Here is a 16,642-nt window from a genome sequence, read left to right as displayed (position 1 = left end):
CCCTTGCCGCAGGCGACCGTCGCACCGGGGTGCCGAGCTGCGGTGGCGTGTCGATCATGCGAACTACGCGCGTTGACCGTTCACTGCACCGTTGACGCCCCCCGCCCGCCCCGGTGAGACTCCTGAGCCATGCAGCCCAAGCGTGACCCCTCGGTCACCCTCGTCGAGCGCCGACACGTGGACCTCGTCCGTGTCGCGAGCGCGGCCTGTCGCTGCCCCTGACCAGCCGGTCTTCCCGCTCCCCCAGCCACACCCGCGCGCTCCTCCGCGCCCACGGCACCGTCCCCGCCAGCCGGGCCCCGGAGGCATGCCCGTACATCCGCACGCCCTTCTGGAGACTCGTATGTCCACGCCCCTGTCCCGCCGCGCCCTCGGCGGGGCCGCCGCCGGTGTCGCCGCCGCGGCCGCCCTCGGTGCCACCGCGCCGTCCGCGCACGCGACCCCGGCCGAACCGCGGGAGCGCCCCTTCCGCGCCGCGCACCCGCTGCGCCACTCCCGGCGGCCCAACATCCTCTTCGTCCTGGGCGACGACCTGGGCTGGGCGGACCTCTCCTCATACGGCTCCCCGCACATCCGCACCCCCCACCTGGACCGTCTCGCCCGCGGCGGCGTCCGCTTCACCGACGCCTACTCCGGCTCCGCGACCTGCTCGCCCACCCGCTTCAGCCTCTACACCGGCCGCTACCCGGGCCGTACGAAGGGAGGCCTCGCCGAGCCGATCGCCGACAAGTCCGTCGGCCTCGAGCCCACCCACCCCACGCTCGCCTCGCTGCTCCGGGACTCCGGCTACGCCACCGCCCTCATAGGCAAGTGGCACTGCGGATACCTTCCCGACCACTCCCCCACCCGCTCCGGCTGGGACGAGTTCTTCGGCAACTTCGGCGGAGCCCTGGAGTACTACTCCAAGCTCGGCCTCGGCGGTGAGTACGACCTCTACGAGGGCGACGCCGAGTACAAGGACCTGCGCTACTACACCCGGATCCTCACCGAGCGAGCGAGCGAGTACGTCAGCCGCGACCACGACAGGCCCTGGCTGCTCAACCTCAACTTCACCACCCCGCACTGGCCCTGGATCGCCGACGGCGACACGGACACGAGCGCCGAGATCGTCCGACGGATCGAAGCCGGCGACCGCTCCGCCCTCTGGCACCAGGACGGTGGCTCGATCGAGAAGTACAGGGAGATGGTCGAAGACCTCGACCGCTCGATCGGGCAGGTCCTCGACGCGCTGAAGCGCTCCGGCCAGGAACAGGACACCCTCGTCTTCTTCGCCAGCGACAACGGCGGGGAGCGCTTCTCCTACAACTGGCCGCTCGCGGGAAACAAGGGCTCCCTCCAGGAGGGCGGCATTCGCGTTCCGTCGATCCTGCGCTGGCCGGCGCGGATCGACGGCGGCCAGGTCAGCGACCTGCCGGTGTTCACGCCCGACTGGACGGCGACCCTCCTCGACCTGGCCGGCGCCCGTCACCACCCGGCGTACCCTCTCGACGGCACCAGCCTCGCCGGGCACCTGCTGCGTGGCGCCGAGGTGCCGGAGCGGAACCTCTTCTGGCGGGTGCGGGGCGAGCGGGCACTGCGTCGCGGCGACTGGAAGTACTACCGCGGAAAGTCCGGCCGGGACCAGCTCTTCCACCTGTCCGAGGACGCCCGCGAGCAGGCGGACCGAGCACCCTTCGAACAGGCACGGCTCGCCGAGCTGCGGGCCGCGTGGGAGCGCATCGACGCGGGACTGCTCCGGTACTGAGCGCCGTCGGCTCGCGCGATGAGCCGGCGCTGCCAACGACGCGGAGCACCACGCTCGATGGGCAGCCGACGTCGCTACCTGCACAGCGGTGGGCGGCATGGTCTTCGTTGCAGGCCTGCCGTCATCCCACCGCATCCGGAGCGCACGTCTCCCACCGCTCCCGAAACCAAGATCCGGACCATCGGCGGGGGCGTTCGCCCGTCAGGCGCCCTCTATCCGCGCGGATCAGCGCAAGGGAAGTCATGTACCGCAACTCCCAGTTCCTCCCGCTCCCACTCCTGACCAGCTCTTCCGCTCCATTTCCGGTCCAAGTCCGGTCCGGCTGAGGGGGCGGAGCCCCGACTGGCGCGATCCAGGAACTGGGCGTAGAAGCGGAAGGGGACCTCGATGCTCTGGGCCGGCTCGGCGAGCGCACTCGGCGGGGTCCACGCCGGAGTACGGCCAGAAGAAATGCCGGCGTGGCGAAGGTAGTACGGTCACTCGGCCAGGCCCGAGGCCGCCATCTGCTCGTCGCTGAGCTCGAAGTCGAAGACGTCGATGTTCTCAGCCATCCGCTCGGCCCGGACGGACTTGGGAATGGCGACGATGCCACGCTGGGTGAGCCAGCGCAGCACGACCTGGGCCACAGACTTGGTTCTTGCCCTCGGCAAACCCGCCCCAGGACTGCATCTGGACCCCGTGCTCTCGCATGAGCTCCTGGTCGGCGGTGCGCTGGAAGAAGGGGTGGGTCTCGACCTGATTGACCGCCGGGGTGATCTCGCTGTTGATCGTGTTTCGAAAGTACTGCCGCATGGAGCGAGTTGATACCGACGACACGTGGCTGTCAGCGCTCTCCAGTAGGTTCGCCCCGTTCGGCCTGACAGATGGGTCGTCGAGCTGAGGGATTCGTCGTAGTGAGCATCTATCTGCACTTTCGCGCCGTCGCTGAGTCCGAGATCCGGGACGACTACACCTGGCTCGCTGCGTTCATGTCCGAGGCTTGGGAGAACGACATCGAGGAGCACGCAGCGGGCATCGCCCACTCGATCAACAAGGGCTGGGACGCTGTCAACGACCTCTACGCCGCAGCCGATGCCCTCTGTACAGACGCTGACGAGCCCTGGAAACTGCCGATCTACGGCGGCCGCCCCGTGCCCCACAGAACCGACGCCGACCCCTCCAATCCCCCGCTGATGTTTCTGGAGCCGCCTGGGGTGTCACAGGCCGCGCGTTTCCTTACGGCTGTCTCTTTCGACGAGCTGTGGAACGTTGCCGGTGCCAGGTTCAGTGGCCTCGGCTGGACCAGGCAGGAACACCTCGACCATCACAGGGACCTCCAAGAGTTCTACGGGCAGGCGGCTTCGGCAGGTCACGCCGTGGTCAAAGCGGTGTGGGCTTGAGACGTGGCCACCTGCTGGTCACAGCCATTCGTTGATGGCTGCGATCAGCACGGTCGTCTCGTAGCCGACGGCGAGTTTGTCGTACCGGGTGGCCACAGCGTGGTGCCTCTTGAGGCGGTTGATCCCGCACTCGACCGCATGATGCTCGCGGTAGTCGACCGGGTCGAACTGCGGAGGCCGGCCGCCGCCCGAGCCGAATTTCCGGCGGCCTTGTCCGGAATGGTTCAGCGGATCCCCCGGCGGCGCAGGTGGACGCGCTTCTTCCGGGAGGCGTACGCCTTGTCAGCCCTCACGCGATCAGCGCGGACGCGCGGCCGGCCGGGCCCGATGCGGGGCACGCGGACCTTCTCCAGCACCGGTTCGAACTGCGGCGAGTCCCCGCGCTGCCCGGCGGTCACCACTACCGTCATGGGCTTCTGGCCCTGCTTGACGGCCAGGGGCACCTTGGTGGTGAACCCGCCGCGCGAACGCCCAAGCCCGTGATCACAAGGCTCGTCAAGGACACCGCCCGGTGGTTCCTTCTGCAGGTCACCCCGTTTGGCGGGCCCCCGCCGCATGCTGATGGGCACGGCACAAGATCCACTACCTTGCATGGGGCCGTGACGGCCAGACGTCTTCCTCCCCGAGCCGACGCTACGACTCGTTCAGAACGCGTTGCGGCGCCGCAGCCCCAGCGGTCGGCCGTCCGGATCCACCAGGAGGTGGTGCAGGGGGGTCGACAGCGCCCTCTGTGCCCCGGAGAGGTGCGGGGCTGTGTACCGGCGCAGACGGCCCGGCGGCCGTGGGCCATGGCGGCCTCCCTCGTGCCATGCGTCGAGCGCCGCGGCAGCCTCCTCGAAGGCACCGAAGGCTGTCGCCGGGTCACACAGCGCGTCCGGGTCCGCCGCCTCCTGCCCCTCGGCTCCCTGCACGTCGAGGTGCTCGCGCATGAGCCCCAGGCGCAGCTCCCGGGCGAAGACGCGGGCACGGTCTCCCAGTCCTCCGGGGTCGCGTGGCTGCCGAGGGTCCGGGCACTCGTCGACGACAGCGCAGCTGAGTTCGGAGTCGTGGGTCCACGAGCGGAGGTTGATGTTGTCGGAGCCCACGGAGGCCCACACGTCATCGATCACGCACACCTTGGCGTGCACGTACACGGGGGTCCCGGCATGGTTCTCCAGTCCGTACACCGCGACCCGGTCGCCCCCCGCGCGACGTAGCTCGTCCAGGGCGTTGACCCGCCCGACCAGGTTCATGGGCCGGGTGAGCCGGCCGTCCTGCTCCGGGACCGTGGGGACGACTCCGATCATCAACAGTCCGGGGTACTTGGACAGTGCCCGGGCGAAGCAGGCCACGACCCTCGGCGACCACAGGTACTGGTCTTCGACGTAGATCAGCGCCCGGGCCCGGCGCAGCGCCTTGAGGTACCCCCGTGCGATGCTCCGCTCCCCGTCGGGGGCGAAGGGGTACCCGAGCAGCAGTCGGTTCGGATACGTGCGCAGCAGCTGCACGGTGTGCGTGCCGCATGGAACCGGATCGCCGACCTGCGGCGGCAGGCTGTCCGCGTCGGTGTCCTCCCGGTGCATCAGCGCACGTAGGCGGGTGATCGGACTGCGGCTGAGCGGGGCGGGGTCCTGCCATCGTTCGCGGAACGCGGCTTCGACATCCCCGACGACCGGGCCGCGCAGGGCGAGCTGGACGTCGTGCCACGGCGGGTGCGGACCGTAGGCGGATGCCATGGGCAGAGACTGGCGGTCGCCACGATGGGTGGCATCGTCGTTGCGGTTGCGGCAGAGATCGATTCCTCCGACGTACGCCACGTCCAACTCCGGGCGGCCGGGGTGCCGCAGCACCACCATCTTCTGGTGGTGCGAGCCTCCGGGCCGCACCCGCATGTCGAGCAGGCACTCGCCGCCCGCCTCCTCGATCTCCTTGCCGAAGCGGCGGTTCTCCTCCTGGCTGAAGCGGAGACTGTCCAGGTGGGAACGCCAGAGCAGCCCCTTGACGACGACGTGACGCCTCGCCGCCCGGCACAGGACCCTGCCGATCTCGGTGCCCTGCCCGGCGAGCCGCTCCTCGGGATCGCCGCGCCAGTCCGTGAACAGAAGCAAGTCGCCCGAGCGCATCTCGCGTATCGCCGCCAGGAGTTCGCTGAAGTACGCGGCGCCGTGAACCAGGGCGCTTGCCTGATTCCCGTCGGACCATGCCTTCGCGTCCGGGCGGCGCCTGTCCAGGCCCGTCGCGGTGTTGCCGCGTTCACCGGGGACCAGAAGCCACTCTGCGCGCGTCACGTCGGCCCTCCAATGCGCTCCTGCCACCTGCTGCGGCAGACGGGGTGCCGCATCCCGTTCGGCTCTCCCGAGTCTCGTCGGCACCCTCACTCTTCAGCCTCCCACTCCAGGGCGGCCTGCGGCTCGAGCTGCCGGACAGTGTGCGCGCGGTAGCAGAACGGAGCGGATCACACGTGCGGCAGACCGGGCACGTACTGGGGGCACAGCCCGCGCGGCAAGTGATCTCGCCCCTCTTGCCCTTGCCCCGGGCCGTTGCCGATGCCCGGGCACGCGTGGGCCAGTACGACTTCACAAGACTCGAGGCCGGGCTCCCCTCGTCCTCGCCCGGACGCGAGCGTCGAACTGTGCACGAAGGCCGCCTGGTTCGCCCTGTCCGTACCCGGTGCCGCCGCTCGCGTCACCATCAGCGTCTTCGCGGAGGATCCCATCGCTGAGGGGAGATGACGTTCACCGCCGTCTCACTGGAGTGAACGACCGACTCCGCAGCCTGGATCGCGGCCATTTCGTCGCTGACGGACAGCGGGTTCGGTCGTCTACGCCAACGTGTATGGACGTCCCTCTCAGCGGAAGTCCGCCGCGTGGTCAACCGCCCACTCCTGGAAGGACCGGGCCGGGGTGCCCGTGATGCGCTCCACCTCATCGTTGACCGGCTCCGGATGGTCGAGCATCTCCGCCTGGGCCGGCAGCACGGCCTCCACCAGTTCTGCCGGGTAGCCTGAGGCCTTCATCTGCTCGATGGCCTCCTCCAGCGCGACCTCCTCGAACCGCACCGGTCGCCCGATCGCCTCGCTGATCAGCGCCACCTGCCGTTCCTGGGTGATCAGTTCGGGGCCGGTGATCAGAGGGCGGGCGCCGAGCAGGGCGTCGGTCGTCAGCGCCCGAACGGCGACCGCAGCAATGTCCGCCTCGTGGATCAGCGGACGGGCCAGCCTTGCCAGCGGCGCCCGTACGACACCGGTGGTGCGGACCTCCTCCGCCCAGCCCAGCGTGTTGCTCGCGAACCCGGTGGGCCGCAGCGCCGTCCACTCCAGGCCCGATGCCTCGATCAGCCGCTCCAGCTTCGTGTGGAACATGGTGATCGCCTCGCCGGGCTTCTCCTTCTCGCTCCCGACCCCGGCGGATGACAGGTACACCACCCGTCGAGCGTGCTTCCCGATCGCGTCGATCACGTCCGTCGCGCCCTCGGCGCTCAGGAACGGCCACACCAGGAAGACCGAATCGACGCCCTCCAGCGCCATGCCCAGCGACGCGGGATCGGCGAGATCGCCGCGTACCGCCTCCACGCCCTCCGGGAAGTCGGCCTCCCCTCGCACCAGCGCCCGCACGGGCACGCCCGCCGCGTGCAGTTGGGTCACCACCGCGCCACCGACCTTTCCGGTCGCGCCGGTCACCAGGATCCTGGGCTGTGTCATCGGAATCTCCTCGTCTCGCCGTTCGATGACACGACTCTCGTACATCAACCAAGGTTCAGGTCAAGCACCGGCCGGAGTGCCCGTCAAGTGCAGTGCCGACTCATGCTTGGAGATGGGTACGCCCCCTGAACTTGTGCGCCGGCCTGGGAGAACGTCGGCACCGCGGGCGAGGCGGATCACGCCTCCGTCAGTCGACCTCCCACCCTGTCCGCGGCCCGGCCGCCCAGCCATGCGTTCAGGCGGCCCCGCGGTGCATACCCCTCCGCCCCAGGCACCTGCTCGTACACCGCGAGGGCCTCCGCCCAGCGGGTCCGGGCCCGCGCGGACTCCCCCGCTCCGCCAAGGCGTCGCCGAGGAGATGTCCGGCCGATCATGATCCCGGCTGCTGAGGCATGGAGGGGGTGCAGCTCGTCGAGGGCATCGTCGGCCCACGATGTCGTGTGCCAGGGTGGCGGTGTGGATTGGCAGTCTGAGAGCCCGGAACTCTGGGCGTATTTGGAGTCCCTGCACCGCGGCGAGATCCTGTCCGGCACCGTCGCGGCGATCGAGCGGTTCGGGGTCTTCGTGGCCCTGGACGACGGACCTGCCCATCCCACCCTCCCCGGTGTCGGGTTCATCGTCATCCCCGAACTGTCCTGGCGACACATCGACGCTCCCACCGATGTCGTTCAGGTAGGGCAGCGTGTCTCCTGCGAGTTCCTTCAGTTCGACACCTACAACGCGGAGGCCAGACTGTCCTTGAAGGCACTGGAGCCCCACCCCCTCAAGGCTCTCGCCGACCGCACAGCGGTGGGCCAGGAACTCCGCGGGACGGTGGAGAAGACGGTTTCCATCGGCGTCTTCGTCGGCCTCGGGGACGGGATCGTCGGGCTGGTCCCCTCCGGAGAAGTCTCTGGCCGGCCTGTGGTGAGTCCGGTGGAAGAATTCGAGGTCGGAGAGGAGATCACCGTCGTCGTCACGGAAATCGAGCTGCCGGCCCGCCGGATCTTCCTTTCCAGGCCGAAGGTTGTTCGGCACGAAGGTGTCGCATCGGCTACATGACGGCCGGCATGTCCAAGCCGTTGACGTGGGCATGGGGCGGAGTGATCCGAGTGATGCCGAGTGGGAACGGCTTCGACCCTTGTTGCCGGTCAGCAACGGGCGCTGTGGCAGGTCGCGGGATCACCGGCAGGTGATCGACGGGATCCTCCACCGGGTGCGGACCGGGGTCGACTCCACCATCGTCCGCGCGCATCAGCATGCCGCCGGCGCACGCAGATCGAGACGCCGTGGCAGAGACTGGTCGCCCGCCTGGTGGAGGTGGTGCTGGAGGTGAGGGTCTGGGCCGCTCCGTCCCCGCGGCGTGCGGGCGGGACGTCACCCGACCGTGAAGCTGTACCTGGGTACCGGTCGCAAGCCCGGGCCACCCGGTCAGCGTCGGGCGGTGCCCGGCGCGAGCAGGCTAGGCCGTTTCTTTCGGATCAGTCAGTGGACCAGGTATGAGGTGGGAGGGACGGGCTGGGGCCGGAATCAGCGGGGGAACCTCCTTGCGGTTCCGGGCGTCTGATCATGAGAAAGTGATCACGGGTCGTATACGGGGGTAGTGGTATGGCGATCACACTGGCCGAAGAGATCATGCTGCTGTCTCTGGACGATGAGTCCGGGTCGGCGAAGCAGCGGCAGGCCGCTGGGTGGGCGGTGTCGGGCGGGATTCTGCTCGAACTGGTGCTGGCCGGGCGGGTGTCCGTGGCGGGCAAGTACCTCGAACTGACAGACACGACGCCGACCGGGGACCAGTTGCTGGACAGCCGGACGGCACTGATCGAGACGTGGCTGGGCGGTCGCAAGAAGCGCCGGGTGACGGAGTGGCTGACGAAGGACCAGGCCAAGGCCGTCGGTGCGGCTCTGGAGAGCCTGTGCACGCGCGGAGTGGTCGTCGAGGAGAAGCACAAGGCACTCGGCGTGTTCCCCATACGCCGCTATCCCGAGGCCGACGGCGCCGTCGAGGCCGAGTTGCGGGAACGGCTCCGCGCCGTCGTACTGGACGGCGCCGAGCCGGACACCCGGACGGCGGGCCTAATCTCGCTGATCCACTCCGCCAAGCTGCACCGCCTGGCCTTTCCCGACAGCCCGCGCAACCAGGTCGCCGGGCGGATGGCGGAGGTGGCCGCCGGGCAATGGGCGGCCGAGAGCGTCCACGCTGCCATCCGCAACATGCAGGCGGCGATGGTCGCAGTCACCGTGGTCACGGCCGCCACGGCCGTGAGTTAGACCATTCCCCTCGGATCATCCGGCGGACCAGATGAAGATGCCTGCGATGTGGAGTCCGGCGAGGTAGATGGTCGCGGTCTTCTCGTAGCGGGTGGCGATGCCGCGCCATTGCTTCAAGCGGTTGATGCATCGCTCGACGGTGTTGCGCTGCTTGTATGTCTCGCGGTCGAAGGCCGGCGGCCGACCGCCTCGATTGCCTCGCCGTAGGCGGTGGGCCCGCTGGTTTGGCTGGGACAGGGATGACCGCGCGGATACCGCGCTTGCGCAGGTGCTCGCGGATGGGGCGCGAGGATAGGCCTTGTCGGCCAGGACGACATCGGGCCGGGTGCGAGGCCGCCCGCGCCGGCGGGGAACCCGCAGTCGGGCCATCACGTCCCCGAAGGCAGGAGCGTCACCTGCCTGTCCTGCGGTTAGGACGAAGGCCAGGGGCCGGCAGTGAGCGTCCGCTGCGAGGTGGATCTTCGTACTCAGCCCGCCGCGGGACCTGCCGATCGCATGGTCGCGCGGCTCGCCGACCGAAGCCCTTGTTTGCGGGCTCCGGACGCGTGCTGATGTCGGGGCAGCGCGGGCCCACCACCTTCCGGGGCCGGGTCGGCGGTGGGTGGTAAACACCGTGCCCCGGGTGCGGCCCTTCAACAGCCGGGGCAGCAGCCGGGCGGTTCCGGCGTCCCAGGCGAGGTCGTCCGCGCGGACGAAGTCCACTCCATTGAACTCGCGTATCCGACTGGAGTGAGCCGGGTTGCGGCAGGAGTGAGTGGCCGTGGACCTTCTGGCTTGCCCCTCCCGTAACGTGAGGCTCTACGGTCCAGGTCATGAAGATCATTGTTCATGACACGGCCTCCTCCATGCTCGATCTGCTGCAGCGCCCGCTGGAGGAGCGGCCCGACGCCCTACGGGAAATGCTCAGCCCTCTGCACGGCGTGATGTCCACGGTGGGCGTGGACGTGGTTCAGATGCACCAGATGGGGAGCGGCTTCCGGATCGACCGCGAGGACCCGCGCTATCTGACGGCCCTGCGTCAGATGCGGGACGCGGGGGTGTGGGACCGGATCGAGGACTGCCTCGCCGCGGCATGGGAGCGGCTGAGCGGCGCGGTGCCCGGAGCCAAGAGCGCCGAGACCGTGCATGTCGTGCTGGTACTTGGCGACCCCGATGACGACCTGCTGACGGTGCGCAACGCCGGCTACCTCGGTATGGGCGGTATCCCCGGAGCGATCCAGCTGACGATGTGGCCCACCGAGACCAGCCTGGCGGAGATCGGGTACGTCGCCGCGCACGAGCTCCACCACAACGTGCGCTACGCCAACGTGGTCTGGAACCCCATGACGGTCACGGTCGGCGAACAGGTCGTGGCCGAGGGGCTGGCCGAGGCGTTCGTACGGGAACTGGCGGGCGAGCCGGCCATGGGCCCTTGGGCGACGTCGCTGTCCGGCCCGGAACTGGACGACGTCTGCGACAAGGTCGCGGCCGGGATCGACGTGGCCGGGATGCAGAACCTGCCCGCCTACGTGTACGGCGACGCCACCGCGGCGCACATGGGGCTCCAGCCCATCGGACTGCCCGACTTCGCCGGATACGCGGCCGGCCTTCGGATCGTGGACGCCCACCTGGCAGCCTCCGGCCTGACCGCCGCCCAGAGCACGGCGTTGCCCGCACGCGACATCCTCGCGAACGCAGGTATCTCGAGCAGCGCATGACACATCGCTCTGTCACCCTCAGCCAGATCCCACGACCGCGGACCGGCCGGCCGGTGGCTGGGGAGCTCCAGTGAGCAGGTCTGAGGCCACAACGCGGCGTTCCGGCGCCGTGCGCACTGGGAGCGGCGGCTCCACCCGTGGCTCGAGCCGCCGCTCCGTCAAGGATCAGGCGTTGCGCCCGCTGATCGCGTACACCTTCAGGCGGTCGTTGTCGGGCAGGGTGATGGAGACGGCGTTCTTGGCGCTGTCCCGGGGGATCGCACACCCCGCGCTGAGCCGCGCCATCGGTCTCCTCTCGCTGTGCGTGCTCGCCGCCGCCCTTGTCGTCCTCGTCCCACAACTTGCCGAACAGCTCACCAAGCCGGCGGGCATCGCCCAGCGCACCGGGACCTTCACCTCGCCCATCGACGTGCCGGCATGGGGCAACATCGCGATCGGCGTCGCCACCTTGGCGGCCGGCGCGGAACGGGCACTGCGACTGCGCCTCAGCCACCTGCTGGACAGCGCGTAGGAGTGGAACCCTGCTCCGGATGACGACCGAGCCGGCCCGTTCGGGCCGGCTCGGCGGTTACTGCGGGGATCGCCCTCTGGTCAGTTCGCGTTCACGAGGCCGTGGGCGGGGACGGTGACGGTCCGCCGGCCAGGCGTGCCGCCGAGGACGACCTTGCGCAGGGCGCTGTTGTTGTCGAGATTGGTCTCCTTCAGCCGCTTGGCCGGGTTGGCGAGGACCTGGATGTAGTAGGTGCCGTTGGGCAGGTCCGTGATGTCGAAGGACTGTCCCGGCAGGTCCTGGGTGTACGTGTCACCGGAGCCGACGTCCAGTACCTCCCGGACGGAGATGGAGTTCTCCTGGCCGCAGGCGGTGGACAGGTCGGTGTTGTTCGGGTGCCAGTTGGCGTTCTTCACCGTGTAGTCGACGGCGTCGGTGTTGGCGAGGCAGAAGGCCTCCTTGCCGCTGCGGACCGCTTCCTTCTTGTCCGCCTTCAGCAGCCGGTAGCTGGCGAAGTCGGTGAAGTGCCAGTGCACGTGGCCGGGGCGCGGGTCCCACTCCATGGTGCCGGTGGGGGTGTAGCCGACCTGCTTGCCCCGGGCGTCGTAGAAGTACTGGTAGGCGTCCATCTTGGCCTTGCCGGGCGAGCGGAAGCCGTCCACGACGAGCTGGGCCGGGCCGGCGTTCCAGACGTTCGCGCTGAAGGCGAGGTAGTCCTTGCCGGGGATGTCCTGGACGCCACCGTCGCTGATGGTGATGCCGTAGGCCGGCAGCGACCGCAGGTCGGGCTTGGGGACGTTCGGGACGGACGGGGTCCCGGTGGGGCGCGCGGACCGCGGGGCGAGGGCGGGGGCCTTGCGCGAACCGTCGGTCTGCCCGGGGGTGTCACCGGCGGCCTGGACACCGGCGCGCCCGGCCTGCTGCACCTTCAGCGCCCACGGCAGTGCCGGGGGCGCGGCCTTCAGCGGCCCGTGGCCGACGTTGTACGAGGGGCCCGCGCCGCTGGTCTGCGGTGCGCCGGCCTGGGCGGGGGTCGGGGCGTGTCCCGCTCCGTGCCCGGCGTGGGCGGAGGGGGCCTGGTGCGCGGAGCCGTGTCCGGCGTGCTTCCCGGCTGCGGCCGACGGGCCGTTCTCCCAGCTGCGTTCCTCGACGGTGAGCTTCACCTTGGCGGGCTTGTCGGCGATGCCGAAGAGGTCACGGTACTTCTTGGCGACCCTGACCTCGGCCGTGTACGCGCCCGCGGCGAGCTTCACGGGCTGGGTGTAGGAACCGCCGTAGGTGTTGGAGGCCCACCCCTTCTCGACGCCCCACACGGAGCCGAGGGTGAAGGGGTTGGTGGGGCAGCTCTCCGGGTACTTCGAGGTGGCGGGCGCGTCGGGCCGGATCCGTCCGCTGGCGTTGTTCGGGCAGAAGCTCTCCGCGCGGCTGACGACCACCTTGCCGGCCTTGTTCTTGACGGTGATCTCGGCGAACCCCGGCAGCCCGGAGAAGTCCTTCACGGTACCCAGGGGCAACGGCTTCGCCTTGTTCTTGCCGCCCTCGAACACGGTCTGGGTGACAGTCACCGGATCCTTGTAGGACTTCCGGGTCACCTTCAGCTCCAGCGGCCTGCCCTCGGCGGTGAGGTACGTGCCGAGGTCCAGGTAGACGCCCGGCTCTTCCTTCCACGAGGTGAGCGTGACCGATCCGGTCGCCGCGACGAGGCTCAACTTCGGGCCCGTCGCGGCCGTCGCCTGCTCCGGCGCGGCGGTCATGAGACCGACCGTCACCGCCATGGCAGCGACAGCCGTGGTCCCCGCGAGCAGCGGCCGCGGGAGCCGGTTGGTGCGCGTCGTACTCATCGTTCTCTCGTCCTCCGGATGCTGTGGAGAAGGCCAAATCGGTCGCGGCCCGGCGGGGGTTCCACCCCGGGGCTGACGCGGTATGGGGCGCTCGGTGCTACCTGCGCTGTGAGAGGTAGGCATCGGGCGTCCGGTTGTCCGAAGCGCAGAAATGTCGCGATGTTGGCCGAAAGGCGTTCCCGCGACGAATGCCGGGTACGACCGTCAAAGCGGCACCTCACCACGGGAAACGGGAGACGGGAACCGGTTCGGGAGACGTCGGGAAAGTCTCGGGTGGCCCGAAAGCGCCGGCATCCTTCGGGGCGGGCCGGACCGGGTCAGCGCCTGCGGCCGGCGTGCAGTTGCAGCCGCTCGGCTTCGAAGTGCGCACGGAAGTCGCGATCGTGCGAGACAGCGACCACCGCCCCCGGGTACGCCGCGAGCGCCGCCTGAAGGTCCTCGACCAGGTCGAGTGCGATGTGGTTGGTCGGCTCGTCGAGTACGAGGAGGTCTGCGGGCCGGGTCACCGAGGTCGCGATCTGCAGCCGCCGCCGCTGTCCGACGGACAGTGCGGCGACCGGGACGTGCAGGTCCCGTTCACGGAACAGGCCGAGGGACAGCAGCTGTTCGGCGTACTCGTCAGGTAGCCCCGGCCGCCCGGTGGCGAACGCGGCGAGCAGAGTCAGCCGCGTGGCGTGCGCGGGCAGTTCCTGGCTGAGGTAGCCGATCCGGGCGGGGAGGCTCGCCGTGCCCGCATCCGGCCGCAGGTCGCCCGCCAGGACACGAAGCAGCGTCGTCTTGCCCGCGCCGTTCTCGCCCGTGACAAGGAGGCGTCCTCCGGGCTCGATCGTCAGGAGCCCGTCCAGGCGCAGCCGTTCCCCGACCCGTACGCTGTCGAGCTCGGCGAGTGCGCCCTGGAGCGGGCCGCCGGCTGCCGTCGGCAGCGCCGTCGCGAACCTGAGCGGTACCGGCGGCTCCGCCACCGGGTTGCGCCGCAGCCAATCCAGGCGCTCCCGCACCGAGCGCACCTGTCCACCGAGCTTCGCCTCGCTGGAGCGGCGGTGCTTGCCGAAGCCCTGCTTCGGGTCGCGGCCGGTGGTGGCCAGCCTCCTGCCCGCGGTCTCCAGCAGCTCCTCCGTCCGGGCCACCTCCTCGACCCAGTCCGCGTACCGCTGCTCCGCGGCGCGTCGGGCGGCGGCCTTCGCGGTGCGGTAGCCGGCCCAGCCGTCGCCGTACCGGCGCACGGCGCACTCGTCCCGGTCGACCTCGAGGATCGTGGTGGCGATGCGCTCCAGGAAGCCGCGGTCGTGGGTGACCGCGACGACGGTGCCGCGGTGTGCGCGCAGGTGTTCCTCCAGCCAGCGCACGGCCGCCGCGTCGAGGTGGTTCGTCGGTTCGTCCAGGAGCAGCAGTTCGGGGGCTGCGGCGAGGACACAGGCGAGCGCGAGGCGCGACTGCTCGCCGCCGGACAGTGAACCGAGCGGGCGCTCCCGGGTGATCCGGGCCAGGCCGAGCCCGTGCATGGCGGCATCCACACGGGCGTCCGCCTCGTATCCGCCGCGTTCCTCGTATGCGATCAACAGCTCGCCGTACGCCGCAAGTTCCTCGTCCGACGCGTCGGCGAGGGACTCCTCTGCGGCACGGAGCCCTCGCTCCATGTCGCGCAGTTCGGACAGGGCAACGTCGACGGCGTCCTGCACGGTGCAGTCCGCATCAAGGTCGAGGGTCTGGGCGAGGTGGCCGGTTCCGCCGGGAAAGCGGACGGTGACCTCCCCGGCGTCCGGCGTCTCGGCCGTGGCGAGCAGCCGCAGCAAGGTGGACTTGCCGGAGCCGTTCTCACCGATGACGGCGGCCTTCTCGCCCGGCCGGACGGTGAAGGAGACCTGGTCGAGGACGGTCCGGGTGCCGTACGACTTGGTGACGGACTTGACAGACAGCTGCGCCACGGCCGGGACGGTGACGGGCGGGGCGGTACGAGCGCGGTCGCGCATAGGGCTTTCCCCAGGAATACGAAGGGTCTACGGGCAGCAGAAGCGGCGGCAGGGGCCGTGCCCGGACTCAGACGAAGAAGAAAGCCATGCCCCCACCATAACAAGACGACTCGTCTCGCCCCATTCATTTCCAAGAGCTCCTGGCGCGACAAGGCCTCTTCGAGCAGCAGCTCGGTGAGGCCGGCGCGGGTCGGTTCAGGTCAGGGATTCCCTCTGAGGTGCCGCACCCTCGTCGTCGTTGGACGGACGTGGCGCTCGGGCTGTCGGCGCGGTAGGAGTCCGCAGGAGGTCTCGCCAGTCGGCAGGCCAATTGACCAGCGCGAGGACTCCCATGACGAGAAGGTGGGTCGGCGCGGCCCAGCTCTCCACCGCGGGGTCGTGGTTGACGATGTGGGTGGTGACCGCGCCGGTGAGTACGAACATCAGCGTCGTGGCACCAAGGAAGCGTGCTCGCCGGTCGGGTATCACGAGCAGGACGGCGGCGACGCCTTCCAGGGCGCCGACCACGAAGCGCATCCAGGCCGGGTAACCCCAATCGACGAACTTCACGGAGTACGCCGAGCTGAACATCGTGTCGCCCGGCCAGTACTTGGTCACGGCGCCCAGGGCGAACTCCAAGGCCAGAAACCAGTACAGACCTGTCATGAGTCGCTTCGACATTCTTGTCCCTTCAGGATGAATTGGGCAGGGCCAGGGCTCCGCACGGCGTCAGGACGGCGTGGGGGCGAGCGACGCGGCAGCCTCCCAGGTGAACCCGTCAGGATCGGTGAAGGCGTCGGCGGTGGTGCCCAGGACGATGCGGTGCGAGCCGGTGCCTTCGGCGGGGACGCCGAGGTCCTTGGCAAGGGCACGGCGCTTGTACAGCGCCAGCTTGACGGGGCTGTACTGACCGGGGGCGAACTCGGCGTACTTGCCGCCGACGCTCTTGGCCACGGTCAGGCCCCGGGCGGCGTAGAACTGCTTGGTGGCCTTGACGTCCTCGACGCCGATCAGCAGGACGACCTCGTCGATCTCGCGGGTGGCAGGGCCGGTGTCCTTCTTCGCCGAGGTCGCGATCTTCCAGATCGTCCCGTCCGGGGCCTGAACGACGCCGCTGTAGCCCCACAGCGACTTCGCGGCGGGCTTCAGGACCGTGGCGCCGGCGCCCGCTGCCGCCCCGACGAAGCTGTCGACGGTGGCCGGCCCGGACACCGTGAGCGCCAGGGTGAAGCCGCGGAATCCGTTGGAGTCCGCCTCGGACGCCCGCAGGCGTATGTACGTGTCCACGCCGAAGGCGCCGTAGAAGCGGCGGGCGGCCTCGGGGTCGGCCACCTCAAGGGTGACGGACGCGAGGGACGTGTTGGCCGTGGTGGAAGTGGTGGTTGCCATGACCATCACGCTAGGGGCTGCGCGGAGGCTGGGGCTTCTCGAATCCTGACCGGTCTTGAGACGTGCTTCGCCACGCACCGCAAGGCCCGGCCGCGGGGTCCGTTCGGAGGTGCGCCGGCCCCCTTGCAGGCCGAGTTGCCCCTTCCGCTCGGCCTGTCCTTCGCTGGTCAATCGCAGCCGCCGGCACGTGCTGGCACGCCGGCGCCTCGACCCCGCCGTAGACC

15 protein-coding genes and 2 pseudogenes are annotated in these 16,642 nt (G+C 69.8%); 8 read left to right on the top strand and 9 right to left on the bottom strand.

The window, feature by feature from the left end; translation table 11 throughout:
- Positions 1-129: 129 nt before the first annotated feature.
- Together ACGFMM_RS15745 and ACGFMM_RS15740 are read left to right on the top strand one after the other, a co-directional pair.
- Positions 130-222 (top strand): putative leader peptide, encoded by a 93-nt coding sequence (locus ACGFMM_RS15745; RefSeq protein ID WP_393646859.1) that lies wholly within the window; start codon positions 130-132, stop codon positions 220-222.
- 121 nt (positions 223-343) lie between these two features.
- A complete protein-coding gene (locus tag ACGFMM_RS15740) occupies positions 344-1,744 on the top strand; it encodes a sulfatase (RefSeq protein WP_393646858.1) in 1,401 nt (466 codons plus the stop codon).
- Positions 1,745-2,241: 497 nt separating this feature from the next.
- Here the strand turns inward: ACGFMM_RS15740 and ACGFMM_RS15735 are convergent.
- Positions 2,242-2,512 (bottom strand): annotated as a pseudogene (locus tag ACGFMM_RS15735) (aldo/keto reductase); the annotation flags it as partial.
- A gap of 125 nt (positions 2,513-2,637) precedes the next feature.
- Here ACGFMM_RS15735 and ACGFMM_RS15730 point away from each other — a divergent pair.
- A complete protein-coding gene (locus tag ACGFMM_RS15730) occupies positions 2,638-3,123 on the top strand; it encodes a DUF1877 family protein (protein WP_393646857.1) in 486 nt (161 codons plus the stop codon).
- A gap of 224 nt (positions 3,124-3,347) precedes the next feature.
- Here ACGFMM_RS15730 and ACGFMM_RS15725 read toward each other — a convergent pair whose 3' ends face one another.
- From ACGFMM_RS15725 to ACGFMM_RS15715, 3 genes are all read right to left on the bottom strand, one after another.
- On the bottom strand, positions 3,348-3,533 hold the full coding sequence (locus tag ACGFMM_RS15725; RefSeq protein ID WP_393646856.1) for a transposase: 186 nt from the start codon (positions 3,531-3,533) through the stop codon (positions 3,348-3,350).
- Between the two features lie 234 nt (positions 3,534-3,767).
- Complete coding sequence (locus ACGFMM_RS15720) at positions 3,768-5,390, bottom strand: phospholipase D family protein (protein ID WP_393646855.1); 1,623 nt, start codon at positions 5,388-5,390, stop codon at positions 3,768-3,770.
- 560 nt (positions 5,391-5,950) lie between these two features.
- Positions 5,951-6,802, bottom strand: coding sequence for an NAD(P)H-binding protein (locus tag ACGFMM_RS15715; protein WP_393646854.1), 852 nt, complete (start codon positions 6,800-6,802; stop codon positions 5,951-5,953).
- A gap of 456 nt (positions 6,803-7,258) precedes the next feature.
- Between ACGFMM_RS15715 and ACGFMM_RS15710 the strand changes: the two genes are divergently transcribed.
- From ACGFMM_RS15710 to ACGFMM_RS15700, 3 genes and pseudogenes are all read left to right on the top strand, one after another.
- Positions 7,259-7,843: a S1 RNA-binding domain-containing protein gene (locus tag ACGFMM_RS15710; protein ID WP_393646853.1), complete on the top strand. Its 585-nt coding sequence runs from the start codon at positions 7,259-7,261 to the stop codon at positions 7,841-7,843.
- A gap of 31 nt (positions 7,844-7,874) precedes the next feature.
- Positions 7,875-8,060 (top strand): annotated as a pseudogene (locus ACGFMM_RS15705) (transposase); the annotation flags it as partial.
- A 329-nt stretch (positions 8,061-8,389) separates the two neighbouring features.
- Entirely contained in the window at positions 8,390-9,052 is a 663-nt protein-coding gene (locus ACGFMM_RS15700; protein ID WP_393646852.1) for a GPP34 family phosphoprotein, read from the top strand.
- A gap of 15 nt (positions 9,053-9,067) precedes the next feature.
- Here ACGFMM_RS15700 and ACGFMM_RS15695 read toward each other — a convergent pair whose 3' ends face one another.
- A complete protein-coding gene (locus tag ACGFMM_RS15695) occupies positions 9,068-9,664 on the bottom strand; it encodes an IS5 family transposase (protein ID WP_393646954.1) in 597 nt (198 codons plus the stop codon).
- Between the two features lie 200 nt (positions 9,665-9,864).
- On the opposite strand from ACGFMM_RS15695, the gene ACGFMM_RS15690 reads away from it, so the two are divergent.
- Both ACGFMM_RS15690 and ACGFMM_RS15685 read left to right on the top strand, forming a co-directional pair.
- Positions 9,865-10,749: a DUF2268 domain-containing protein gene (locus ACGFMM_RS15690; RefSeq protein WP_393646851.1), complete on the top strand. Its 885-nt coding sequence runs from the start codon at positions 9,865-9,867 to the stop codon at positions 10,747-10,749.
- 172 nt (positions 10,750-10,921) lie between these two features.
- Positions 10,922-11,260, top strand: a complete 339-nt coding sequence (locus ACGFMM_RS15685) for a hypothetical protein (protein WP_393646850.1) — start codon at positions 10,922-10,924, stop codon at positions 11,258-11,260.
- An 80-nt stretch (positions 11,261-11,340) separates the two neighbouring features.
- Here ACGFMM_RS15685 and ACGFMM_RS15680 read toward each other — a convergent pair whose 3' ends face one another.
- The 4 genes from ACGFMM_RS15680 to ACGFMM_RS15665 form a co-directional block, all read right to left on the bottom strand.
- Positions 11,341-13,080, bottom strand: a complete 1,740-nt coding sequence (locus tag ACGFMM_RS15680) for a lysyl oxidase family protein (RefSeq protein WP_393646849.1) — start codon at positions 13,078-13,080, stop codon at positions 11,341-11,343.
- Positions 13,081-13,397: 317 nt separating this feature from the next.
- Positions 13,398-15,050, bottom strand: a complete 1,653-nt coding sequence (gene abc-f / locus ACGFMM_RS15675; protein ID WP_393646848.1) for a ribosomal protection-like ABC-F family protein — start codon at positions 15,048-15,050, stop codon at positions 13,398-13,400.
- 195 nt (positions 15,051-15,245) lie between these two features.
- Positions 15,246-15,710 carry a DoxX family protein gene (locus ACGFMM_RS15670; RefSeq protein WP_393646847.1) on the bottom strand — a complete coding sequence of 155 codons (465 nt, stop codon included), beginning with the start codon at positions 15,708-15,710 and terminating at the stop codon, positions 15,246-15,248.
- Positions 15,711-15,758: 48 nt separating this feature from the next.
- On the bottom strand, positions 15,759-16,424 hold the full coding sequence (locus tag ACGFMM_RS15665; RefSeq protein WP_393646846.1) for a glyoxalase: 666 nt from the start codon (positions 16,422-16,424) through the stop codon (positions 15,759-15,761).
- Positions 16,425-16,642: the final 218 nt, after the last annotated feature.

This window comes from Streptomyces sp. NPDC048604 (assembly GCF_043199435.1).
Taxonomy (GTDB): domain Bacteria; phylum Actinomycetota; class Actinomycetes; order Streptomycetales; family Streptomycetaceae; genus Streptomyces.
Note: the sequence above shows the minus strand (reverse complement) of the source record. Positions and strands in the feature narration are given on the sequence as shown.